General features: G+C 62.8%; 20 protein-coding genes. 6 read left to right on the top strand and 14 right to left on the bottom strand.

The features are described from left to right. Positions 1–25: 25 nt before the first annotated feature. On the bottom strand, positions 26–946 hold the full coding sequence (locus ACODSU_RS07930; RefSeq protein ID WP_488841423.1) for a restriction endonuclease: 921 nt from the start codon (positions 944–946) through the stop codon (positions 26–28). Positions 947–1113: 167 nt separating this feature from the next. Further along, complete coding sequence (locus ACODSU_RS07925; RefSeq protein WP_488841421.1) at positions 1114–2088, bottom strand: tripartite tricarboxylate transporter substrate-binding protein; 975 nt, start codon at positions 2086–2088, stop codon at positions 1114–1116. A 138-nt stretch (positions 2089–2226) separates the two neighbouring features. On the opposite strand from ACODSU_RS07925, the gene ACODSU_RS07920 reads away from it, so the two are divergent. The 4 genes from ACODSU_RS07920 (at position 2227) to ACODSU_RS07905 (ending at position 6088) form a co-directional block, all read left to right on the top strand. After that, positions 2227–3174, top strand: coding sequence for a LysR substrate-binding domain-containing protein (locus ACODSU_RS07920; protein ID WP_488841419.1), 948 nt, complete (start codon positions 2227–2229; stop codon positions 3172–3174). A gap of 84 nt (positions 3175–3258) precedes the next feature. Next, positions 3259–4011, top strand: a complete 753-nt coding sequence (locus ACODSU_RS07915; protein WP_488841417.1) for a glutaredoxin domain-containing protein — start codon at positions 3259–3261, stop codon at positions 4009–4011. Between the two features lie 44 nt (positions 4012–4055). Then, positions 4056–4997 (top strand): thioredoxin-disulfide reductase, encoded by a 942-nt coding sequence (gene trxB / locus ACODSU_RS07910; RefSeq protein WP_488841415.1) that lies wholly within the window; start codon positions 4056–4058, stop codon positions 4995–4997. Further along, entirely contained in the window at positions 4997–6088 is a 1092-nt protein-coding gene (locus tag ACODSU_RS07905) for an AbrB family transcriptional regulator (protein ID WP_488841413.1), read from the top strand. Before trxB ends, ACODSU_RS07905 begins: the two co-directional genes overlap by 1 nt. A 110-nt stretch (positions 6089–6198) precedes the next feature. Here ACODSU_RS07905 and ACODSU_RS07900 read toward each other — a convergent pair whose 3' ends face one another. The 11 genes from ACODSU_RS07900 to ACODSU_RS07850 form a co-directional block, all read right to left on the bottom strand. Next, positions 6199–7557, bottom strand: a complete 1359-nt coding sequence (locus tag ACODSU_RS07900; RefSeq protein WP_488841411.1) for a class II 3-deoxy-7-phosphoheptulonate synthase — start codon at positions 7555–7557, stop codon at positions 6199–6201. Positions 7558–7585: 28 nt separating this feature from the next. Next, entirely contained in the window at positions 7586–8287 is a 702-nt protein-coding gene (locus ACODSU_RS07895) for an SDR family NAD(P)-dependent oxidoreductase (protein ID WP_488841409.1), read from the bottom strand. Continuing rightward, positions 8284–9183: a phenylalanine 4-monooxygenase gene (gene phhA / locus ACODSU_RS07890; protein ID WP_488841408.1), complete on the bottom strand. Its 900-nt coding sequence runs from the start codon at positions 9181–9183 to the stop codon at positions 8284–8286. Before phhA ends, ACODSU_RS07895 begins: the two co-directional genes overlap by 4 nt. A gap of 14 nt (positions 9184–9197) precedes the next feature. Then, positions 9198–9506 (bottom strand): 4a-hydroxytetrahydrobiopterin dehydratase, encoded by a 309-nt coding sequence (locus tag ACODSU_RS07885; RefSeq protein WP_488841406.1) that lies wholly within the window; start codon positions 9504–9506, stop codon positions 9198–9200. Beyond that, positions 9503–10546, bottom strand: coding sequence for a pyridoxal phosphate-dependent aminotransferase (locus tag ACODSU_RS07880; protein ID WP_488841404.1), 1044 nt, complete (start codon positions 10544–10546; stop codon positions 9503–9505). The genes ACODSU_RS07885 and ACODSU_RS07880 overlap by 4 nt, the downstream gene beginning before the upstream one ends. Positions 10547–10658: 112 nt before the next feature. Next, positions 10659–11942 carry a fumarylacetoacetase gene (gene fahA / locus ACODSU_RS07875; RefSeq protein ID WP_488841402.1) on the bottom strand — a complete coding sequence of 428 codons (1284 nt, stop codon included), beginning with the start codon at positions 11940–11942 and terminating at the stop codon, positions 10659–10661. Then, positions 11942–12478, bottom strand: a complete 537-nt coding sequence (locus ACODSU_RS07870) for a VOC family protein (protein ID WP_488841400.1) — start codon at positions 12476–12478, stop codon at positions 11942–11944. Before ACODSU_RS07870 ends, fahA begins: the two co-directional genes overlap by 1 nt. Next, positions 12475–13569 (bottom strand): 4-hydroxyphenylpyruvate dioxygenase, encoded by a 1095-nt coding sequence (hppD, locus tag ACODSU_RS07865; RefSeq protein ID WP_488841398.1) that lies wholly within the window; start codon positions 13567–13569, stop codon positions 12475–12477. Before hppD ends, ACODSU_RS07870 begins: the two co-directional genes overlap by 4 nt. Positions 13570–13572: 3 nt before the next feature. Continuing rightward, positions 13573–14550 carry a Bug family tripartite tricarboxylate transporter substrate binding protein gene (locus tag ACODSU_RS07860; protein WP_488841396.1) on the bottom strand — a complete coding sequence of 326 codons (978 nt, stop codon included), beginning with the start codon at positions 14548–14550 and terminating at the stop codon, positions 13573–13575. A 15-nt stretch (positions 14551–14565) separates the two neighbouring features. Further along, entirely contained in the window at positions 14566–15714 is a 1149-nt protein-coding gene (locus ACODSU_RS07855) for a CaiB/BaiF CoA transferase family protein (protein ID WP_488841394.1), read from the bottom strand. Further along, a complete protein-coding gene (locus ACODSU_RS07850) occupies positions 15711–16652 on the bottom strand; it encodes a hydroxymethylglutaryl-CoA lyase (RefSeq protein ID WP_488841392.1) in 942 nt (313 codons plus the stop codon). The genes ACODSU_RS07855 and ACODSU_RS07850 overlap by 4 nt, the downstream gene beginning before the upstream one ends. A gap of 110 nt (positions 16653–16762) precedes the next feature. Between ACODSU_RS07850 and ACODSU_RS07845 the strand changes: the two genes are divergently transcribed. Beyond that, complete coding sequence (locus ACODSU_RS07845; protein WP_488841390.1) at positions 16763–17671, top strand: LysR family transcriptional regulator; 909 nt, start codon at positions 16763–16765, stop codon at positions 17669–17671. 44 nt (positions 17672–17715) lie between these two features. On the opposite strand, the gene ACODSU_RS07840 is transcribed toward ACODSU_RS07845, so the two are convergent. Continuing rightward, positions 17716–18606: a LysR family transcriptional regulator gene (locus tag ACODSU_RS07840; RefSeq protein WP_488841389.1), complete on the bottom strand. Its 891-nt coding sequence runs from the start codon at positions 18604–18606 to the stop codon at positions 17716–17718. Between the two features lie 92 nt (positions 18607–18698). Here ACODSU_RS07840 and ACODSU_RS07835 point away from each other — a divergent pair, with 92 nt between their 5' ends. Beyond that, on the top strand, positions 18699–19679 hold the full coding sequence (locus ACODSU_RS07835) for a Bug family tripartite tricarboxylate transporter substrate binding protein (RefSeq protein ID WP_488841387.1): 981 nt from the start codon (positions 18699–18701) through the stop codon (positions 19677–19679). The last annotated feature ends 3 nt before the right edge of the window (positions 19680–19682 follow it).

Raw genomic sequence — 19682 nt, 5'->3', positions numbered from 1 at the left:
TAAGCGCATGGGTTTCAAACTCGAACTAGCTGGCAGCTATGGTTCCCCGGCATTTGGGGTAGGTGGTGCAGCCCCAGAATGTGTTTCCGGCATTGGCCCCTTGTCTGGCGGTGCGCAGTGCCATAGCGGCACCACAACGTGGGCATTCGGGTTGGGTTGCAGCCTTGGCGGTAGCCTGGGGAGCTTGGATTGCCGATTGGGGGTGAGGTGCCGGGCTCCCCATTGAGTTGGGAGTCTCACGATGTGCGGCTGCCGGTTTGCCTTGGGTGCTCCGAGCCTGCTGAATCATGGCAAAGAGCCGGGGGCCGTCAACGAGTTCGATGTTGCGCCCTTGGGCGAAGTCTTTGGCATCGCTCGTGAATCGCCCCGAGGTGACGACAAAGCCACCCGTGGCACCTTTGGCAGCCATGACGCCATAGAGTTCACGCACGGTGGTCACGCCGACTTTGTAGGCCTTCCACTGTTTGCACTGCACAAAGAATTTTTCCGAACCCTTGGCCAGTACGAGATCGACGCCACCATCAGGACCGCCCCCACCGATTTCTATCACGCGGTACCCCTGCAGTCGGTAGGCTTCACCGACCAACAGCTCAAACTCCCGCCAGCTCATGCCGTCCAAGGCGTCTGCATTGCGTGCTTGCGCCACGTCCGAAACCAGGGCTTGGCGTTGTTTGCGCCGCCAGGCTGAAAGGGCTGCCGCAGCAATGCACAGCAGTGGCACGGTGTATTGACCGGCGGTTGCCAGGCCGTGGATGATGGCCTTTTGCATCATGGCCCCCACCATGGCGCCTCCTTGGCCTTGAATGTCAGAGGTTTGGATGGGTGCCGCTAGGCGGTGCAGCAAGAAATAGCTGACCGCTGCGAGTACCAGGCAGACCCACCAGGGGAGCATGGCAAGCAAGTCCAGGACATCTTCTAGTGGACTAGATTTCTTGCGTCTGGCCATGGTTCCTCCCGATGTTTTTTTGGCGTTTGCACTATTTTGGCGCAAGCGTTTGTTATGTCGGGGATTGCCTGCACAAAGAATGCGCTCGGGTCCAGAAGAGTAGCTATGCCGCTATGTGGGCGGCTGTAATGCAGCGATAGCGGTCGGTCGTTGAGCCACGCCGACCGCTAGTCCAGTTTCAACCCAATGTTCCGAATCAAATCGCGGTTGATGTCGGCCTCGTGGGTGATTGCCTCATGGAAGGCGGCGCTGCCTTTCGGCATGAGCAGCATGCCTTGTTGGTACATGCGCGAACGTATGTCCTCCGTTGACGCGATAGCGAGGATTTGTCGCTCTAAGTTGGACAGATCGGCCTTTGCAGTCCCCCTCTTTGCCAGGATTCCGATCCACGCGTTGTATTCGTAACCTGCAAAGCCTGACTCCTCCAAAGTGGGAACGTTAGGGAGCCCCGGCCAGCGCTGCTTGCTGGTCACGGCCAGCGGTACCAGTTGGCCACTAGTAACAAAGGACTGGGCCGCTACAACGGAAACCACGCCAACGGGCAACTGACCTCCGACCAAGTCGGAGGTCAGAGGCCCCGATCCTTTATACGGGATGTGCTGCATGGAGACCTTCGCACGCGACTTGAGCAGCTCCATCGCAAGGTGCGCAGGGTGTCCATTGCCCCCGGTCCCGTAGGAAATCGAGTCGGGCTTGTCTTTCGCTGCCGCGAGCATGTCCCCCAAGGTCTTGAAGTTGGTTTTCGGATGTGCCACCAATGCAAAGGGACCCATGCCGAACTGAGCAACCGATGAAAAATCCTCCAGCGCGTAGCCGGGCTTGGCGTAGAGCGCAAGATTGATCGTGTGGTTGTTGGAAGTGACCAGGAAGGTGTCGCCGTCCGCAGAGGCCTGGGCAACCGCCATGGAGGCAATGTTGCCACCGGCGCCCGGCCTGTTTTCCACGACCACCGGCCTTCCGTTAAGGCCGGCAGGTAGCCGCTCGGCCAGTATCCGCGCAACCGCGTCGACAGCGCCACCCGGCGGAAATGGCACGATCAAGCGCATAGCCTTGGTTCCCTGCGAGAAGGCTGGTAGGGCACTCGCGGCGGATGCAGCGGCCAGCAGTAGCGAGCGGCGGCGAATTGGATAGACTTGTCTCATACGGATTCCTTAGTTGTAAGTGGGTGATGCAAGCCTCCAGAGTATTCCGTGGCCCGGAAAACGGCTATTCAACCCGGAGATGCGGCGATCTACCGCGCAGATGACGCTTCGCACCGACGATCTTTGAAGGAACCTTACATGGAACTGCGGCAACTGAAATACTTCGCGAAAATCGTTGAGCAGCGCAGCATGTCACGCGCCTCAGTCGAGCTTCACGTGGCTCAGTCCGCGTTGAGTTTGCAGATCGCCACACTGGAGACGCGGCTGAAGCAGAAACTGCTCGTCAGACGATCCACCGGAGTTTTCCCGACCGAAGCAGGACAAGCGCTCTACAACCATGCGGTGGCAATCCTTCGCCAGGTCGAACGTGCCACGCACGACGTGGAGCGCTATGGCGTAGGTGCCAGCGGCCCTGCATCGCTGGGCTTGCCGGTGGTGGTGGAGGACCTTCTCGCATTCGATCTGTTCGCGGCTGCACAGAAGCGGTTGCCACAAGTGAGGCTACGACTGTTGGAAGGTATGAGCTACCTTCTCAAGGAAATGGTCCTGCAGGGTCGTCTGGACATGACCGTCACATACCAGTTCGAACCTTCCCCCGGCATCATCGAGCACCCGTTGTTCATTGAGACGATTTATCTTGTCTCGCCCGCAAAGTCCCGCTTGAAGTCACGCAAGGGAAGCATCTCAATGGCCGAAGCTGTGCAGTTTCCGCTGGTGCTCTCCAGCGGGCAGACGGCGATGCGCAGGCTCGTTCAGGGCGCGCTTGCCGCCGAGAATCTCGAGATGGAGCCCCTTGCGGAAATCGACTCCTTGCGAACGATCGTCGAGGTCGTCGAAAGTGGCTATGGGCATACTGTGCTGCCTGCGTCGGGGCTTCAACGGCAGCTGAAGACCGAGGGCGGAGGGGCCTTAGTCCTGACCCCGCTAAATATCTCCAGGACGGCGGTAGTGTGCACGTCCGAACACCTGCCCATGGGCGCCACCGCTACCGCGGTCTACAGGCTGCTGGAGGACGTGGTGCAAAAAGCGCTGAAAGAGGCACGGTGGTTGGGAATCCTCCCGCCCGCCAGTCCGCCATCGGATTGAGCGAAGGCCCCTCTGCACATTGAATAGCGGTGGGGCGATGCCATCCCTAAAGTGAAGGCCTTCATCACTCAATAGGGCTGCATCATGGAAGCGATCGCCGTTTACTGGACAACTGGGTGCTCCAGCTGTGTCCGCGTCAAAGAGTTTCTGACCGGCAAGGGCGTGCCGTACGAATCGATCAACGTTGCCAAAGACCCCGCCGCCATGAAATTTCTGGCATCCATGGGGATCAGATCCATTCCGGTGGTGGTTCGTGGCCGCGACTACACGTTTGCACAGTCGCTCGATGACGTTGCCAAATTCGTCGGTGTCGACAATGTTGTCGAGGTCCTGCCGCCGCATGTGCTCATCGAGCGCTGGAAGCAGATCCTGGGGATCGCCACCAATGCAATCTCGCGAATCCCGGCCGGTATGCTGAATGAACTGCCGAAGCCCCCGCGTGATCGTACGGTTCGCGATTTGACTTATCACATCTTCCAGTCGCCGGACGCCTTTCTGCAGGTGGTGATCGACGGCCTCCAAGACTGGACGACTGTTGCGAACGTGGACGCGCCGAAGGACATCGATTTCCCGGGCATCCTCGCCTATGCAGAAGACAAGAAGAAGCGCGTGGCGCAGTGGTGGGACAGCCTCGAGGATCGGAGTTGCACGCAGCAGCTGACGATGTTCTATGGCGTGCATTCCATGCATTCGTTCCTGGAGCGCTCCGTCTGGCACAGCGCCCAGCACACGCGTCAACTCCTCTCGTGGTGCAACGAGAAGGGCATCCCCGTCGAGCAGCAATTGACGGAGGAAGTCCTGCAGGGACTGCCCATGCCGGAAGGTCTGTGGGAATAGGCCGGGCTGACCGCATTCAGGCAACACTCATTGGCGACGCATTTATGGAAAAACATTCCAAACTGATCATTCTTGGCTCGGGTCCCGCCGGATACACCGCAGCCATCTATGCGGCGCGAGCCAATCTCGCCCCCACGCTCATTACCGGAAACGTGCAGGGAGGCCAGCTCACCACCACGACCGACGTCGAAAACTGGCCGGCCGATGTTCAAGGTGTCATGGGGCCGGACCTGATGGAGCGGTTCCTGCAACATGCGCAGCGCTTCAACACGCGCGTGATCGCGGACCACATCGTGAAGGTGGACCTGAAGAGCCGGCCCTTTGTCCTGCAGGGCGGGGACGCGTCCTATACCTGCGACGCGCTGATCATCGCCACGGGCGCCTCCGCCAAGTACCTGGGCCTTCCTTCCGAAAGCGAGTTTCTCGGCCGCGGAGTCTCAGGTTGCGCAACCTGCGACGGGTTCTTCTATGTGGATCGCGATGTCTGTGTCGTGGGTGGCGGAAACAGCGCCGTTGAAGAAGCGTTGTACCTGGCGAACATCGCAAGCAAGGTCACGCTGATCCACAGGCGCGACAAGTTCCGGGCCGAACCTATCCTGCTCGACCGGCTACACAAGAAGGTCGAAGAGGGGAAGATCGAACTTCAGCTCAATTCCGTCGTTGAAGAGATCGTCGGTGACGACTCGGGTGTAACCGGCGTGCAGGTACGGAACTCCAAGCGATCGGTCACCGAGCTCGTTCAAGTGCAAGGCTGCTTCATCGCAGTCGGTCACCAGCCCAACACCGCGCTCTTCGAGGGACAACTGGAAATGGCGGACGGCTACATCCAGACGCGTTCTGGCCTGGAAGGCTACGCAACGGCGACCAGCGTGCCTGGTGTATTCGCTGCAGGTGATGTTCAAGATCACATCTACCGCCAAGCAATCACGAGTGCAGGAACTGGGTGCATGGCCGCGTTGGACGCGCAACGCTTCCTCGACTCCTGATGCGAGCCGCTAGAGCCATCGTGCAGGGAAATGCTGCCCGATGGCTCCAGCTTGTCATCCTTTCGATAGTGCTGGCAGCGGCCTTCGAGCGAGTAGGGCTGCCTGCAAGTCGCCTTCTCGGGCCGATGGTCGCCGCCATTGCACTGGCCTTGTGCGGTTCGGGCATCGACTCAGGACGGAGCGCCTTCGTTTGCGCACAGGGCGTCGTCGGATGCCTGCTCGGTCGCAGTGTTCCCACTTCGTTCCTGGACACCATATCGTTCCATTGGATGGCACTCTTTCTGGGCGTCACCACAGTGACTGCCTTGGCCTATGCGCTGGGCTGGGCGTTGTCTCGGCGGGCGACGTTCCCCGGGGCTACTGCCCTTTGGGGCTCGGCGCCCGGAGGGGCCTCCGCAATGTTGATCATGGCCGAAGCCCAGGGTGCAGACGTACGCGTAGTTGCCTTCATGCAGTATTTGCGGGTCGTATGCGTCTCCTTGACAGCCTCCCTGATTGCGCATTGGTCGATCAGCGGCGGCGATGGGCAGGGCATGCCGAGTGCGGCGGCGACCGCCTCCCTCCTGATCCTTCCATCCGATTGGCGGCCCGTCGCAGCAGCGTTGGCAGTCGCCGTGGGCGGAGCCTATCTCGGTACCTGGCTTCGCATCCCCGCGGGCGCGATGCTCATTCCAATGGCGGCTTTCTTCGTCCTCCAGAATGTGGCGCACGTTCCGCTGGATCTCCATCCGGTCATGCTGGCGTTGGCGTACGCCGTTATCGGCTGGACCATCGGATGTCGGTTCGATCGAAAGGTGCTGATTCTGTGCCTTGGCGCGCTGCCAATGGTCCTTGTGTCAATGCTGACCTTGATCTTTCTGTGTGCTGGCGTCGGCGCCGCCCTAGTGCATTGGGCAGGCATCGACCCCCTGACCGCTTATCTGGCAACCAGCCCGGGGGGAGCCGACGTGGTAGCGATCATCGCAGCCGCCACCCCGGTCGACTTGGCATTCGTAGTCTCCATGCAAGTCTTGCGACTGTTACTGGTCCTTGCCACGAGTCCCCTGGTCGCGCGTGCAATGGCGCGCTCGCTGTCGACTGCCCGAGATTAGCGCCGCGACTTCAACGCATTCTTCTGCGTGACGCGATGAGCTGCGCGGATCTTGCCGCAATAGACCCGGCGGCTTCGACGCGGACACACCTGCACACGGGCAGCGCGTGATCACACGCGCCGGTTCTTTAGCACGTCGGCAATAAGGAACGCGAGCTCCAGGCTCTGCGAGCCGTTCAGGCGCGGATCACAGGCGGTGCGGTAGCGGCTTGACAGCCCCTCGTCGGAGACCGCCTGGGCACCGCCCCGGCATTCAGTGACGTCCTGACCTGTCATCTCGAAGTGCAGCCCGCCCGGATAGGTGCCTTCCTGCGCGTGGGCCGCAAAGAACCCGCGCACTTCCTGAAGGATGCGTTCGAAGTCCCGCGTCTTGTACCCGGTGCTCGAGGTGACGGTGTTGCCGTGCATCGGATCGCAGCACCACACCGGCGTGCGTCCTGCAACGCGCACTGCCCGCAGCAAGGGCGGTAGCGCGTGCTCGACTTTCTCGCTGCCCATGCGACTGATGAGGACCACGCGGCCAGGCTCCTGCTGCGGGTCGAGGCGATCGAGCAGGCGGAGCACGTCGTCTGCTTGGGCCGTCGGCCCGAGCTTCACGCCGATCACATTGCGCAGGCCCCGGAGGTACTCCACGTGTGCCCCGTCGATCTGTCGCGTGCGTTCGCCGAGCCACAGCATGTGCGCCGAGCCGCCATACCAGCCTCCCTCCCGTTCATTGAAGCGCGTGAGGGCCTCTTCGTAGTGCAGGTGCAGGGCTTCGTGGGAGGTGTAGAACTCCACCGCGTGCACCTGTGGCGCACGCGCAGCGTCGAAGCCGCACGCGTTCATGAACGCCAGCGACTGCGTAATGCGATCTGCGAGTTCTTCAAAGCGCTCGCCCTGCGGGCTGTGGCGCACGAAGTCGGCGGTCCAGCGATGGACCTCATGCAGGTCTGCGAACCCCCCTTGCGCCAGCGCGCGCAGCAGGTTGAGCGTGGTCGCAGAATGGGAGTAGGCATCGAGCAGCCGCGACGGATCCGGCTCGCGCGCTTCGGCCGTGAAGGCAGCGCCGTTGATGATGTCACCCCGGTAGGAGGGCAGCGTTACGCCGTCCACTGTTTCCGCGTCCGACGAGCGTGGCTTCGCAAACTGGCCGGCGATCCTCCCGACCTTCACCACGGGACAAGCCGCAGCATAGGTCAGGACCACGGCCATCTGTAGGATCACGCGGAACGTCGACTCCACCGGGTCTTGGCCCCAGGCGTCGAAACTCTCCGCGCAATCGCCACCCTGCAACAGGAAAGCCTCGCCCCGCGAGACCGCGGCCAGCCGTGCGCGCAGCTGGTCGATCTCGCCGGGGAAAATCAGCGGGGGCAGGCTTTTCAGGCGACGCTCCGAGGCTTCGAGCGCGTCAGCGTCGCGGTAAACCGGCAGCTGACGGGCCGGCCGACTACGCCATGAGGAGGGACTCCAATGTTGCATTGACGTCATGGTATGCAAGCAGGTCGGGGCCGATGTGTCAGACCAGACCCGTCACGGGAATCGAGACCCCGTGGACAGCCTGGGCTGCGTCGGAGGCAAGGAAGGCGATCACTTCCGCGAGGGCTTCCGGCGCCACCCAGCGTGTCGGATCCGCATCGGGCATGGCGGCACGATTCTCGGTGGTATCGATGATCGAGGGCAGGACGCAGTTCACATTGATGTTGCGCTCCTTGAGTTCCGCGGACATCGCCTCGGTGAGGCGGATCAATGCGCTCTTGGAGGCACTGTAGGCGCCCATGTGCGCGTTCCCCTTGACGGCGGCCGCCGCGCCTACCGTCACAATCCTGCCACCTCCGCGCTCGATCAGGTGCGGAACAAGTGCGTTGGCCACGTTCAGCAGGCTGCGCGCATTCAGGTCCATGAGGAACTGCCAGGTGGCGGCGGAGGTTTCGTGCACCGCCTCGCCCATGCGGAACCCGCCGGCGACGTGGCACAGCGTGTCGATCCGGCCGAAGCGCGTCAGTGCACGTTCGGTGCCGTCACGAACCTTCTGCGCATCCAGCAGGTCGACTTCGAGCAGGAGGCAGTCGGCCGCTTCGCCGAAAGCCCGCCGCAGTGCGCCTGCGTCGCGGTCCATGAGTACCAGGCGCGCGCCGCGCGCGCCGAACGCATTTGCAACGGCGCGGCCGAGGTGGCCGGCGGCACCGGTGATCATCACCGTCTGGGGATACGCGATCATGCCGTCGCTCCTGTGCGCTTGCCCGCGTGATAACGCCCGGTGCCTTTCGAAAGCACATCGTCCGTCGGCAGCACCACCCCGGGCTCATGCTCGGGGGCGCCCCGCACGTGCTCGTAGTGCGGCGCGAAGTCAATGTGCGCGAGTCGCAGCAGGTCGTCCAGGTGGTCCAGCACGAAGTAGGTCTCCTGGAAATCGTCGATGCGATAGCGTGTGCGCATGACGCGCTCCAGGTCGAACCGCACGCGGTTCGGCGACGGGTCCTCGACCGAGAAGCGCGTTTCCGTGGCAGAGGAGACGATGCCGGCGCCATAGATGCGCAAGCCATCTGGCTGCTGCACGAGCCCGAATTCGACCGTGTACCAGTACACCCGCGCCAGGTTCTCCAGCACGCCCAGCTGCTTGGCTCGCAGGCCGCCCTGGCCATAAGCCTGGATGTAGTCGGCGATCACCGGGTTCATCAGCATGGGAACATGTCCGAAGACGTCGTGGAACACGTCGGGCTCTTCGAGATAGTCCAGTTCATGCGGCTTGCGGATGAAGTGCCCGGCCGGAAAGCGGCGGTTGGCAAGGTGCTCGAAGAACACGTCGTCCGGCACCAGCCCCGGGACGGCCACCACCTGCCAGCCCGTGCGCTTCATGAGAATTTCGGACAACTGCTCGAAGTTCGGGATCTGGTCGGGACCGATCGGCAGGTCTTTCATGCCCTGGACGAACTCGTCGCACGCGCGCCCAGGCAGCAGCTTGCCCTGTCGCTCGAACAGCGTCTTCCACACCGCATGCTCCTGCGCCGTATAGCGCGCCCAGACTTGGTCGATGGTCCAGTCGGCGCGCGCTGGCGCCTGTTCGGCGCCGGCGGCCAGGCCGTGTTTCTGGGCTTCCTTCAGTTGTTGCAGCATATCGGCTCCAGTTGTCAGTTGCTCTGGGTGGTAAGTGCGGCGGCGATGCGGTCCATGAGCAGCGCCATTTCGATGTCGTTCATGGACAGGCCGCCGACGTCGTGGGTGGTGAGCGTCACGGCGACGCGGTTGTAGACGTTGGACCACTCGGGATGGTGGTTGCGCTTCTCCGCGAGCACCGCCACCTGCGTCATGAAGCCTAAGGCCTGGGCAAAGTCGTGGAAAAGGAATTCACGGGTGAGCGTCCCGCCACGCTCCTCGTTGCGCTTCCACTCAGGGAGCGCGGCAAGCCCGGCAGCGATTTGATCGTCGTCGAGCTTCATGACGGCACCCCACACAGCGCGGCGGCGACGGCCTCGTTGGCCTCGCGCGTGCCGATGGTGATTCTGAGGGCCTCGGGTAGTCTGTACCCGCCTAACGGCATCACGAGAACGCCACGTTCGGCGAGGGCCGCATGCGCGGTCCGGCAGGCGTCCACGCTTTCGAAGCGGACGACCAGGAAATTGCAGACGCTGGGGATCACGATGTGCCCCGATGCGAGCAGCCGGGCCTGGAGCCACTGACGCCATTCGGTGTTGTGGGCTCGCGCCATGCGTTCGTGGCGCACGTCGGCGATGGCTACGCGCGCCGCCGCCTGCGCCACCGCGCTTACGTTGAAGGCGCCGCGCACCTTGTGCAGCGCCTCCACAATGCCCGCGTCGCCGTAACCCCAGCCGCAGCGCAGCGCGGCCAGCCCGTGGATCTTGGAGAAGGTGCGAAGCACGATGGTGTTGTTCGTCGCTGTGGCCAGCGCAAGGCCGTCGCTGTAGTCCTCTTCCTCGACGTACTCCGCATAGGCTGCATCCACAACGAGCAGCACGTCTTCCCGCAAGCCATTCCGCAGTCGCTGCAACTCCGCGCCGGACATGTAGGTGCCCGTCGGGTTGTTCGGGTTGGCCAGGAACAGGATGCGCGTACGAGGCGTGACTGCAGCAAGCAGCGCGTCGGCTTGCGCGGTGAACTGTCGTTCCGGAGCGCGTACGGGGTTCGCGCCGTACGCGCGGGCGGCGAGTTCGTACTTGATGAATCCATACTGGCTGAAAAGGATGTCGTCGCCGGGCGCGGCGTACGCTTGGACCAGCAGGGAGATCAGCTCCTCTGAGCCCGCGGAACAGACGACCAGCGCAGGGTCCAACCCGTATCGGGTGCCGATGGCGGCGCGCAAGGCGGATGCGGAGCCATCCGGGTAGGAGGCGAGGTGCCGTACTGCATCAGCCGCGGCTTGCCGGGCCTGCAGGCTGGGGCCGAGGCAGGCCTCATTCGCTGAGAGGTTGTAGAGAGCCTGAGCGCCGGCAGCAGCCTGGTAGGGTTGCAGCGACGCCAAGTGAGGGAGCGGAGAGGGCATGGTTCCTTGGAAGAGGTCTCGGTGAGCCCCAGTGCGGCTGCTGGAGTCCGCAACAAGGGTGGTTGTGGCCTTCAACATTGTTCTTCTCCTGTCAGGCTTGCGCCACGGCAGCCAGCACCGTGCCTCGGCACTCACCGAGGCCGATGCGGCGGAATCCGGGGCGTTCGCAGTACCCGCGCAGCACGATCGTGTCGCCGTCCTGCAGGTACGTTCGGATCTCGCCACTCGAGAGCGTTAGCGGCTGCTTGCCACCGAGCGTCAGCTCCAGCATCGATCCGGCCTGGTCAGGCCGTGCACCCGAGAGCGTTCCGGATCCGAACAGGTCGCCTGCCTGCAACGCGCAGCCGTTGACCGTGTGGTGCGTCACGAGCTGCGCGATCGTCCAGTACGCCGCGTCGGCGAAGTTGGAGCGGCTGATCGTGTCGCCCGTGTGGCCAGCGGCCATCATGGCCGGCGTCTGCAGCACGACTTCGAGCTGGATGTCGAAGGCACCGCGGGTGCTGTTGGCAGCCGAGTCCAGATAGGGCAGCGGCTTGGGGTCGCCGACTGGACGCACCAGCGGCCTGCGGAAGGGCTCGAGTGCCTCGAGGGTCACCATCCAGGGCGAGATGGTGCTGGCGAAGTTCTTCGACAGGAAAGGGCCGAGAGGCTGGTATTCCCACGCCTGGAGGTCGCGCGCGCTCCAGTCGTTGAACAGGGTGACGCCAAACACGTGATCCTCGGCGTCACCGATGCGGATCGGCACGCCCATTGGGTTGGGTCGGCCGATGACGAACCCGAGTTCCAGCTCGATGTCCAGCCGTGTGCTCGGGCCCGTCACCGGCTCGACCGCCTCAGGCGTCTTGGATTGGCCGACCGGCCGCCGGAAAGAGGTGCCGCTCGACACGATGGTCGATGCACGCCCGTGGTAGCCGATCGGCACCCACTTGTAATTGGGCAACAATGGACTGTCCGGACGGAACTGCTTGCCGATAGCGGTCGCGTGGTGGATGCCCACGTAGAAATCTGTGTAGTCGTGGATGTCGCACGGAACCCCGAGTGTCACGGCTGATTGCGGTACGAGCGCGGACGCGAACTTCGCTCGTGCCGGACTGCCTACCCGCAAACCTTCCGAAATGGCTTGGCGCATGACCTTGCGAGTCTCCGGCTTCAGCTTGATGAGTCGGTTCATGTCGGCGACATCGATCAGGCCCGCCTTGCGCAGATCCAGCACCTGGTCGCCAATGGCGACGCCGATGCACCACGCGCTGTCCTCCTCGCGCCGGAATCGACCGAACGGCAGGTTCTGGACCGGAAAGTCACTGGCGGCATCGTTGGCGCTTTCCACCCAGCTTTCCAGGGCGGGGTCGTTCGCGTCGTTCACTTGCGTGGACATCACTTGAACTCGCGCTGGTGCAGGAAGGCGCCGTGCTTGGGCGCGCGCCTGGTCCGCGACCACTCTTCCAGCATGTCCCACTTCACCGCGTCAAGGCGCTTGTTCATCGCCTCCTCCTCGGGATCGGGGCAGGCTAGTTCGAGCCGATGGCCGTTGGGGTCGAAGAAGTAGATCGAATGGAACGCGCCGTGGTCGGTAACGCCCAGGACTTCGACGCCGTTCTTCTCGAGGTGCGCCTTGTATTCGAGCAGCTCGGCGCGGTCCTTCACCCGGAACGCGATGTGCTGCACCCAGGAAGGTGTGTTCGGGTCACGGCCCATCTCCGGTTGCTTGGGCAGCTCGAAGAAAGCGAGCACGTTGCCATTGCCGGCGTCGAGGAACACATGCATGTACGGGTCCGACGCCTTGGTGGAGGGAACCTGGTCTTCGCTGATCGCCAGCTGGAAGTCCATGTTCAGCATCTTCTGGTACCAGAGCACCGTCTCCTTGGCGTCCTTGCAGCGATAGGCAACGTGGTGGATGCGGTCGATATTCATGCCGTCTCCTTCTCGCCGTCGACATTGAGCACGCCGCGGCGGAGCTGGTCGCGTTCGAGAGACTCGAACAGGGCCTTGAAGTTGCCGTTGCCGAAACCGTCGTCGCCAGCGCGCTGGATGAACTCGAAGAACACCGGGCCCAGCATGGTCTCGGAGAAGATCTGGAGCAGCAGCCGCTTCTCGCCCTTCGCGGTGCTGCCATCCAGCAGGATGCCGCGCGCCTGCAGCTCTCCGACAGGCTGGCCGTGGCCAGGCAAGCGCTCCTCTAGCAGCTCGTAGTAGATGTCGTTGGGAGCGGTCATCAGCTTCACTCCGGCCATCTGCAGTGCATCGACCGTCTCCAGCAGGTTGTCGGAAGCGAGGGCGACGTGCTGGATGCCCTCGCCGCTGAACTTCATCAGGAATTCCTCGATCTGGCCGGCGGTCTTGCCGGCTTCCTCGTTCAGCGGAATGCGGATCATCCCGTCCGGGGCACTCATCGCCTTGGAAGTGAGGCCGGTGTACTCTCCCTTGATGTCGAAGTACCTGATCTCACGGAAGTTGAACAGGCGCTCGTAGAATGCCGCCCAGTGCGCCATGCGGCCGCGGTACACGTTGTGCGTGAGGTGGTCCACCACCTTGAGGCCGTGACCCTTCGGATGGCGCTCCGCACCCGGTAGCCACTCGAAATCAATGTCGTAGATGGATTTGCCATCCTCGAAGCGGTCGATCAGGTACAACGGTGCGCCGCCGATGCCCTTGATCGCGGGAAGGCGCAGCTCCATGGGGCCCGTAGTCATTTCGATCGGCTGCGCGCCCAGTTCGAGCGCGCGCTCATACGCCTTGTGCGAATCGCGCACCCGGAAGGCGAGCCCGCAGGCGGACGGGCCATGCTCCGCGGCGAAGTACGCCGCCAGCGACTTCGGCTCCCGATTGACGATGAAGTTTATGTCACCCTGGCGGTACAGAACCACATCCTTCGAGCGGTGCTTCGCGACGAGCGTGAAACCCATCTTCTCGAAAAGAGGTTCCAGCAGATTCGGCACTGGCGAGGCGAACTCGACGAACTCGAATCCGCACAGGCCCATGGGATTGTCGAAAAGGTCAGTCATGTTTCAGTCCACTTGCACGCCGGCTTTTTTCACCAGACGCGCGTAACGATTGATCTCTGTTTCGAAGTAGCTTCTCGACTCTTCCACCGGCATCGGGTGAATGACGTTCTGCTGCTGGGCCATCGCGTCTTTGGCCTCGGGCGTCGCGAAGGTGGCGAGGACGGCAGCGTGGATGCGCTTGACGTCCGCTGGTTTCATCTTGGCGGGCCCGATGACAGAGAACCAGCCATTGATGTCGACGTTGGGGAAGCCTTGCTCGGCATACGTGGGAACGTCGGGAAGCGAGGCGACACGCTGCCGCGTCGCTACACCTAGCGCCAGCACTGCACCGCTCTTGACGTGGGCTTGCGCCACCGGAACGGACACGATGCCGAAGTCCACCACGCCGGCGATGATGTCCGTAACCATCGGCGCCATCCCCTTATACGGAATGTGCTTCGCATCTACGTCGAGTTCGTCCAGCAACTGTGCCGCGGCAAGGTGGATGATGGTGCCGTTGCCGGATGAGGCGTAGTTGTAGCCCCCTGGTTTGGCTTTCAGCATTGCCTGGAATTCCTTCAGGTTCCTAGCGGGCACCTTCGAGTTCACCAGCAAGGCGAACGGCGTTGCACCGACCACGCAGATGGGCGTGATGTCCTTCAGCGAATCGAAGGGCATCTTCTTGAAAACGCTCGGATTCACCACGTGGTTGTTGGATACGAATCCCAGGATGTTGCCGTCGGGCGCGGCGCGCACGATTTGCTGCGTCCCAGGCACGCCACCCGCTCCGGCAACGTTTTCCACAACGATGGGCTGGCCGCCGAGCGCCTTCGACATCGGGTTGGTCACGGCACGCAGGATGGTGTCGATGCCGGAACCCGCGCTGGCCGGGACAATGAATCGCAGCGGCGGCTTGTCCTGGGCTCGGACGAGACCGGTCGTGGTGACGATGCTGGCGGCGCCGGAAACGAGCAGGTGACGCCGAGTGAGTTGGAATTGCATGTCTGTCTCCAGGGGTTATGCAGCTCGTGACGGGAGCAGGGAAAGGATTTCTTCCGTGTTCTCGCCGATCCGGGCGAGTGGGCGCTGGACGCCGGGGCGTCGGCCACCCATCAGCAGCGGCAGCAGCACGACCTTGGTCGAACCGCCATCATCCGTCTGCATGTCCACCAGTCCACCCGACGCGATCAGGTGCGGATCCGTGACCAGCTGGTCGGGCCGCACGATCGGTGCGTACGGGATGCCCGCCGCCTCGAGCTTGGGCGTCAGTTCTGCCGCGCGATGCTGTTTGAGCGTCTCGCCCAGCGCCTCCAGCAGTCGTGGGCGTACTTCCACCCTCATCGCGTTCGTTGCCAGCTCGGGGTCGGCTGCCAGGTCGGGCCGCTCGATCACCCGGCAAAGCGTGTGGAACTGCTTGTCGCTGGTGGCCCCGATGAACAGTTGTTCGTCGTCTGCCAGGGTGAAGACGTCGTACACGCTCCACGCGGAAACGCGTGAGGGCATCGGCGGGGCAGGTTCGCCGCTCATCTGGAACTGTTGCATGTGCTGGGCGGCGAGCAGCGTGCAGTTCTCGAACAGCGCGCTTTGGATCTCCTGCCCGCGCCCGGTGCGGTTGCGCTCCTGCAACGCAGCAAGCGCACCGATTGCGCCGAACATGCCGCCCATGATGTCGTTGACCGACGAACCCGCTCGCAACGGACGCCCCTTGGGACCAGTCATGTACGTCAGGCCTGCCATGTTCTGGACGACCTCGTCGAGCGCGAGCCGGTTCTCGTACGGCCCGGGCAGAAAGCCCTTGTGCGAAACGTAGATGATGTGCGGGAACTTGCTGGCGAGCGTGGCGTAGTCCAGGCCGAGCTTCGCCATGAGGCCGGGGCGGAAGTTCTCGAGCACGATGTCACACTGGCCGATCAGCTCTTCGGCGGTAGCGTGACCCTCAGCCGTGTTGATGTCGATCACCACGCTCTTCTTGTTGCGGTTGAAGGTGCGGAAGAAGCCCATCCCGAGCCCTGGCAGGTTGCGGGTCTTGTCGCCGCCGGGCGGCTCGACCTTGATGACCTCGGCGCCGAGGTCCGCGAAGATCATTCCGCATGTGGGTCCCATCACCATGTGGGTGAATTCGACGACGCGCACGCCTTCGAGGGGCAGGCCGGTGCTCTGGTTCATGCCGTTGCTCCCACGGTGTGCGGATGAAAATTCCTGGGAAGACCGGCGCGCCATAACGTTCCACTGGTCTGTTCACCCGCGAGCCAGGCGGCGACTTCCGCGCGCAGCCGCAACAGCGCTTGAAGATCAAGGCCCGTGTCGATGCCCATTGCCTCGAGCATGAAAGCCAGGTCTTCCGTGCTGGCGTTTCCGCTGGCACCTGGCGCGTGGGGGCAGCCACCGATGCCGGCAAGCGAGGCGTCGAAGCGGGTGACGCCGACCTGCAGTGCAGCGACGACGTTGGCCAGCGCCAAGCCTCGGGTGTCGTGGAAGTGGCCGCACCAGAACCGGTCGCCGGCAATCTTCAGCGCTGCTTCGAACAGGCGGCTGACCGAAGCTGGGTCCGCATAGCCCACGGTGTCCGCGATGCTCACACGATCGGCTCCCGCGTCGAGCATCGCCTCCAGCACGCGAAGCACCTGCGCGGGCTTCACTTCGCCCTGGATGGTGCAGCCGAAGGCAGTTCCGACGCCGCCTTCGATCAGCGTCTTCGAGCCGGACGCGTCGCGCGCAGCGCGGATACGGCCGACTTCCGCGACGACGTCATCGATGGACTTGCGCAGGTTCGCCTGGCTATGCGCTTCGCTGGCAGAAGCAGGCAGGATCATCAGGTCCGCGCCGCCTTCCAGGGCACGCTCAGCGCCCCTCAAGTTCGGAACCAGCACGGACGCAGAAAGGCCGGGAAGGGTCTTCGCGAAAGCCAGGACCTCCAAGGTGTCCGCCATCTGGGGAAGCAGCTTGGCCGGCACGAACGACCCGACTTCGATCTCACGCTGCCCGGCAGCGTGGGCGGCCCGGATCCAGTGACGCTTGTTTTCGGTGCTGACGATAGTGGCGATGCTCTGAAGGCCATCGCGCATGCCCACCTCGCGAATGGTTACCTTGCCTGGAAAGGCCATGGATGTCTCCTTGCTTGACCGTGGAATGGCGCAAGCTTAGGATTTTCCGAATAGAATGAAAAACGGTATTTCAGAACGCATTGCGTTCCGAACTGGAAAGGCAAACCCAGGTGAAAGAACTCGACTTGCTATCACTCAGGTATTTCGTCGCGGTGTGCGACACAGGGAGCATCACGCGTGCTGCGGCGCAGGAACACATCGTGGCTTCAGCGATCAGCAAGCGGCTGGCACAACTGGAGGAGGACCTTGGCGTGTCGCTGCTGGAACGTGAGCGCAAGGGCGTTCGGCTGACGCCGGCGGGCGAGACCCTGATGGACCATGCCAGGGCCATGCTCTCGAGTGCCCGGCGCATCAAGGACGACATGGCTGCTTACGGCGCGGGTGTGCAGGGCAAGGTGCACCTTCTGGCCTCCGTGTCCGTCATCTCGGAAGCGCTGCCTGACGACGTCGCCGCTTTCCTCAAGGTACCGGCACACCGCCAGATCAAGATCGACATCGAGGAGGAAGTCAGCCGTGAGATCGTCCGGCGCATCAAGGACGGATCGGCACGCGTCGGGGTCCTGTGGGACGGTACGGACCTCAGCGATCTCGAAACGATACCCTACCGCACTGACCATCTGGTGGCGGTTGTTCATCCGGAACACCCTTTGGCCAGCCGAAAGCGCTGCGCCTTCGTGGACACCCTCGAATGGGAACATGTAGGTCTCGATCCAGCGAGCGCCGCCAACCAGATACAAGCCCGCGCCGCGGCAATCGCCGGGAAGAGGATGCAGTACCGCGCCGTCGTCTCGAATTTCGAGTCAGCTCTGCGGGTAGTACGGGCTAATCTCGGCATCTCTATCATCCCGCGAGAAATCGTGGAGAACTACCTGGAATCGTGCGCGATCCGCGTCATCCCGCTGTCGGATGCCTGGGCCAAGCGTCATTTCATGATCTGTCATAGGGCCAAAGAGCCGCTTCCGAAGGCTGTTGCACTTCTGGTCGACTACCTGCGCAAGGCCGCCGCCGCCCAGGGATGACACGGCCGTCCGGCTTTTCCCCTGCTCAGCCATGACTCCTCGCGTCACTGCTGGCTCAAGGCCCTGGCGATGGCTAACGCTGCCCGCGAAACATACGGCTCTTCCCTGAAGCAAATCACGAACTGCCGGATGCTCCAGGAATCAGCCAGCGGCACGATCCGCAACTCCAGGGATCTCGCCAATGGTTCCACCACCTCGCGTGGCAACACGCTGATGCCGAACCCGGCCGCCACGAGCCGGGCAACCCCATCGAAACTCTGAACCTCAATGCGTGGTGCCATCGGCCTGCCGGCAGCTGCTGCGTATTGTCTCAGCTTGGTTTCCATCATGCTTCCTGGCATCGCGCTGACGTAGTCGAACTTCAGGATCTCTGAGAACGCCACGGATTTTCGGCGCGCCAGGGGATGGCCGGTGGGAACGATCACGCACGCGTGGTCGCATCGGTAAGGCAGGGTTTCCAATCCAGTCAGGTCGGCGGCATCCCAGCAGATCGCAAGATCGGCGCTGCCTTCGCGAACCTGTTTCACCATCTCCGTGGAGGACGCCTCCTTCAAGCTCACCTTGATGGCCCGGTGCGCGTTAAGTACCTTGACCATGTCCGCAGGAAGTGAAGCGGACAGAGCGGCCAGGCTCGCAACGATTCGCACACTGCCCTCACCACCGCTCGCAATGACCTGCATGGTCGCCTCCATCCGCTCGAGACTGGCCATCACTTCTCTGGCCTGGCGGGCAAAGGCAAATCCGGCGTCGGTCGGTTCCATTCCGCGAGGACCGCGTCGCAACAACTGGATACCGGCTTGCTCCTCCAATGCGGTCATGCGTTTGCTGACAGCGGAAGGCACGGTCGCTTCGCGATCGGCACAGCGAACGATGCTGCCTTCTTCACATACCGTGAGGAACAGGCGCAACGACTGCGGGTCGTATGGATGAGTCATCATTTTTCCCTTTTGGAAAACATCTTGCGCTAAATATCACCCACGTGATCTTTCGGGAATCTACCATGAAGCTCCTATTGATGGAGACACCCATGAAACAACTGATTCGCCTGACCGCAGCCTGCGCAGGGATCGCGCTGTGTGCCTTGGCCGCCAACCGCGCCGTCGCCCAGACTCCCTATCCCAGCAAACCCATTACCTTGGTTGTTCCTTTCGCCGGCGGCGGCAGTGCCGACATCCTGGCGCGTGTTGCTGGAGCGGTCGTTGCAGAAAGTCTGAAGCAACCCGTCGTCGTCGATACACGCGCGGGTGGCGGAGGCCTGGTGGGTGCGTCGCTGGTCGCAAAAGCGCCGCCGGACGGCTACACCGTGCTCCTGACGACGGACAGCCTGTATGCCATCAACCCGGCGCTCTATGGCAAGAGGGCCGAAGACGTGATGTCCAGCCTGATGCCGGTGGTTCATCTGGCTGAAGCGCCGCTGGTCATTGCCGTGAGCGCCGACGCGCCTGCCAATGACTTTCCAGGGTTTATCGCCTGGGCAAAATCGCGAGGAACTCTCAGCTTCGGGTCGCCTGGCACCGGGACGGACCACCACCTGCTCGGCGAACTGATTTCCAAGAGCGCTGACCTTCCCTTGAATCATGTCCCCTACAGAGGTTCAGGTGCAGCGCTGGCGGACCTGGCCGGGAAGCAGATCGATTCGCTGATCACCCTGCTCAGCACGGCACAACCCCTTGCGGCTGCTGGAAAGATCAAGTTGATCGCAGTCGCGTCAAACCAGCCGTATGCAGCGATGCCAGCTTTGTCCCGCACCACCCAGACGCTCAAAGGCACGGACATGCTGGTCAGCTACAGCCTGATGGCGCCCGCTGGCACACCGCCAACAGTCGTGAGCAAGCTGAATGAAGCGTTCAATGCCGCACTGCGGCAGCCGTCGGTGAGCACCAGGCTGAACGAACTGGGTCTGTCCCCGACCGGCGGAACCCCACAGTCGTTTGCACAGCGAATGACAGCGGAACGAACCCAGCGCGAAGGAGTTATTCGCGACGCCAAGATCAAGTTGACCGAGTAATCG

Source organism: Acidovorax sp. FG48 (genome assembly GCF_057809085.1).
The sequence above is the reverse complement of the archived record's forward strand: the minus strand, read 5'-3'. Positions and strand labels throughout refer to the sequence as shown.

Coding starts and splice junctions, on each gene's coding strand:
- ACODSU_RS07930 (WP_488841423.1), bottom strand. CDS start 946: ATGGCCAGACGCAAGAAATCTAGTCCACTAGAAGATGTCCTGGACTTG.
- ACODSU_RS07925 (WP_488841421.1), bottom strand. CDS start 2,088: ATGAGACAAGTCTATCCAATTCGCCGCCGCTCGCTACTGCTGGCCGCT.
- ACODSU_RS07920 (WP_488841419.1), top strand. CDS start 2,227: ATGGAACTGCGGCAACTGAAATACTTCGCGAAAATCGTTGAGCAGCGC.
- ACODSU_RS07915 (WP_488841417.1), top strand. CDS start 3,259: ATGGAAGCGATCGCCGTTTACTGGACAACTGGGTGCTCCAGCTGTGTC.
- trxB (WP_488841415.1), top strand. CDS start 4,056: ATGGAAAAACATTCCAAACTGATCATTCTTGGCTCGGGTCCCGCCGGA.
- ACODSU_RS07905 (WP_488841413.1), top strand. CDS start 4,997: ATGCGAGCCGCTAGAGCCATCGTGCAGGGAAATGCTGCCCGATGGCTC.
- ACODSU_RS07900 (WP_488841411.1), bottom strand. CDS start 7,557: ATGACGTCAATGCAACATTGGAGTCCCTCCTCATGGCGTAGTCGGCCG.
- ACODSU_RS07895 (WP_488841409.1), bottom strand. CDS start 8,287: ATGATCGCGTATCCCCAGACGGTGATGATCACCGGTGCCGCCGGCCAC.
- phhA (WP_488841408.1), bottom strand. CDS start 9,183: ATGCTGCAACAACTGAAGGAAGCCCAGAAACACGGCCTGGCCGCCGGC.
- ACODSU_RS07885 (WP_488841406.1), bottom strand. CDS start 9,506: ATGAAGCTCGACGACGATCAAATCGCTGCCGGGCTTGCCGCGCTCCCT.
- fahA (WP_488841402.1), bottom strand. CDS start 11,942: ATGTCCACGCAAGTGAACGACGCGAACGACCCCGCCCTGGAAAGCTGG.
- ACODSU_RS07870 (WP_488841400.1), bottom strand. CDS start 12,478: ATGAATATCGACCGCATCCACCACGTTGCCTATCGCTGCAAGGACGCC.
- hppD (WP_488841398.1), bottom strand. CDS start 13,569: ATGACTGACCTTTTCGACAATCCCATGGGCCTGTGCGGATTCGAGTTC.
- ACODSU_RS07860 (WP_488841396.1), bottom strand. CDS start 14,550: ATGCAATTCCAACTCACTCGGCGTCACCTGCTCGTTTCCGGCGCCGCC.
- ACODSU_RS07855 (WP_488841394.1), bottom strand. CDS start 15,714: ATGAACCAGAGCACCGGCCTGCCCCTCGAAGGCGTGCGCGTCGTCGAA.
- ACODSU_RS07850 (WP_488841392.1), bottom strand. CDS start 16,652: ATGGCCTTTCCAGGCAAGGTAACCATTCGCGAGGTGGGCATGCGCGAT.
- ACODSU_RS07840 (WP_488841389.1), bottom strand. CDS start 18,606: ATGACTCATCCATACGACCCGCAGTCGTTGCGCCTGTTCCTCACGGTA.
- ACODSU_RS07835 (WP_488841387.1), top strand. CDS start 18,699: ATGAAACAACTGATTCGCCTGACCGCAGCCTGCGCAGGGATCGCGCTG.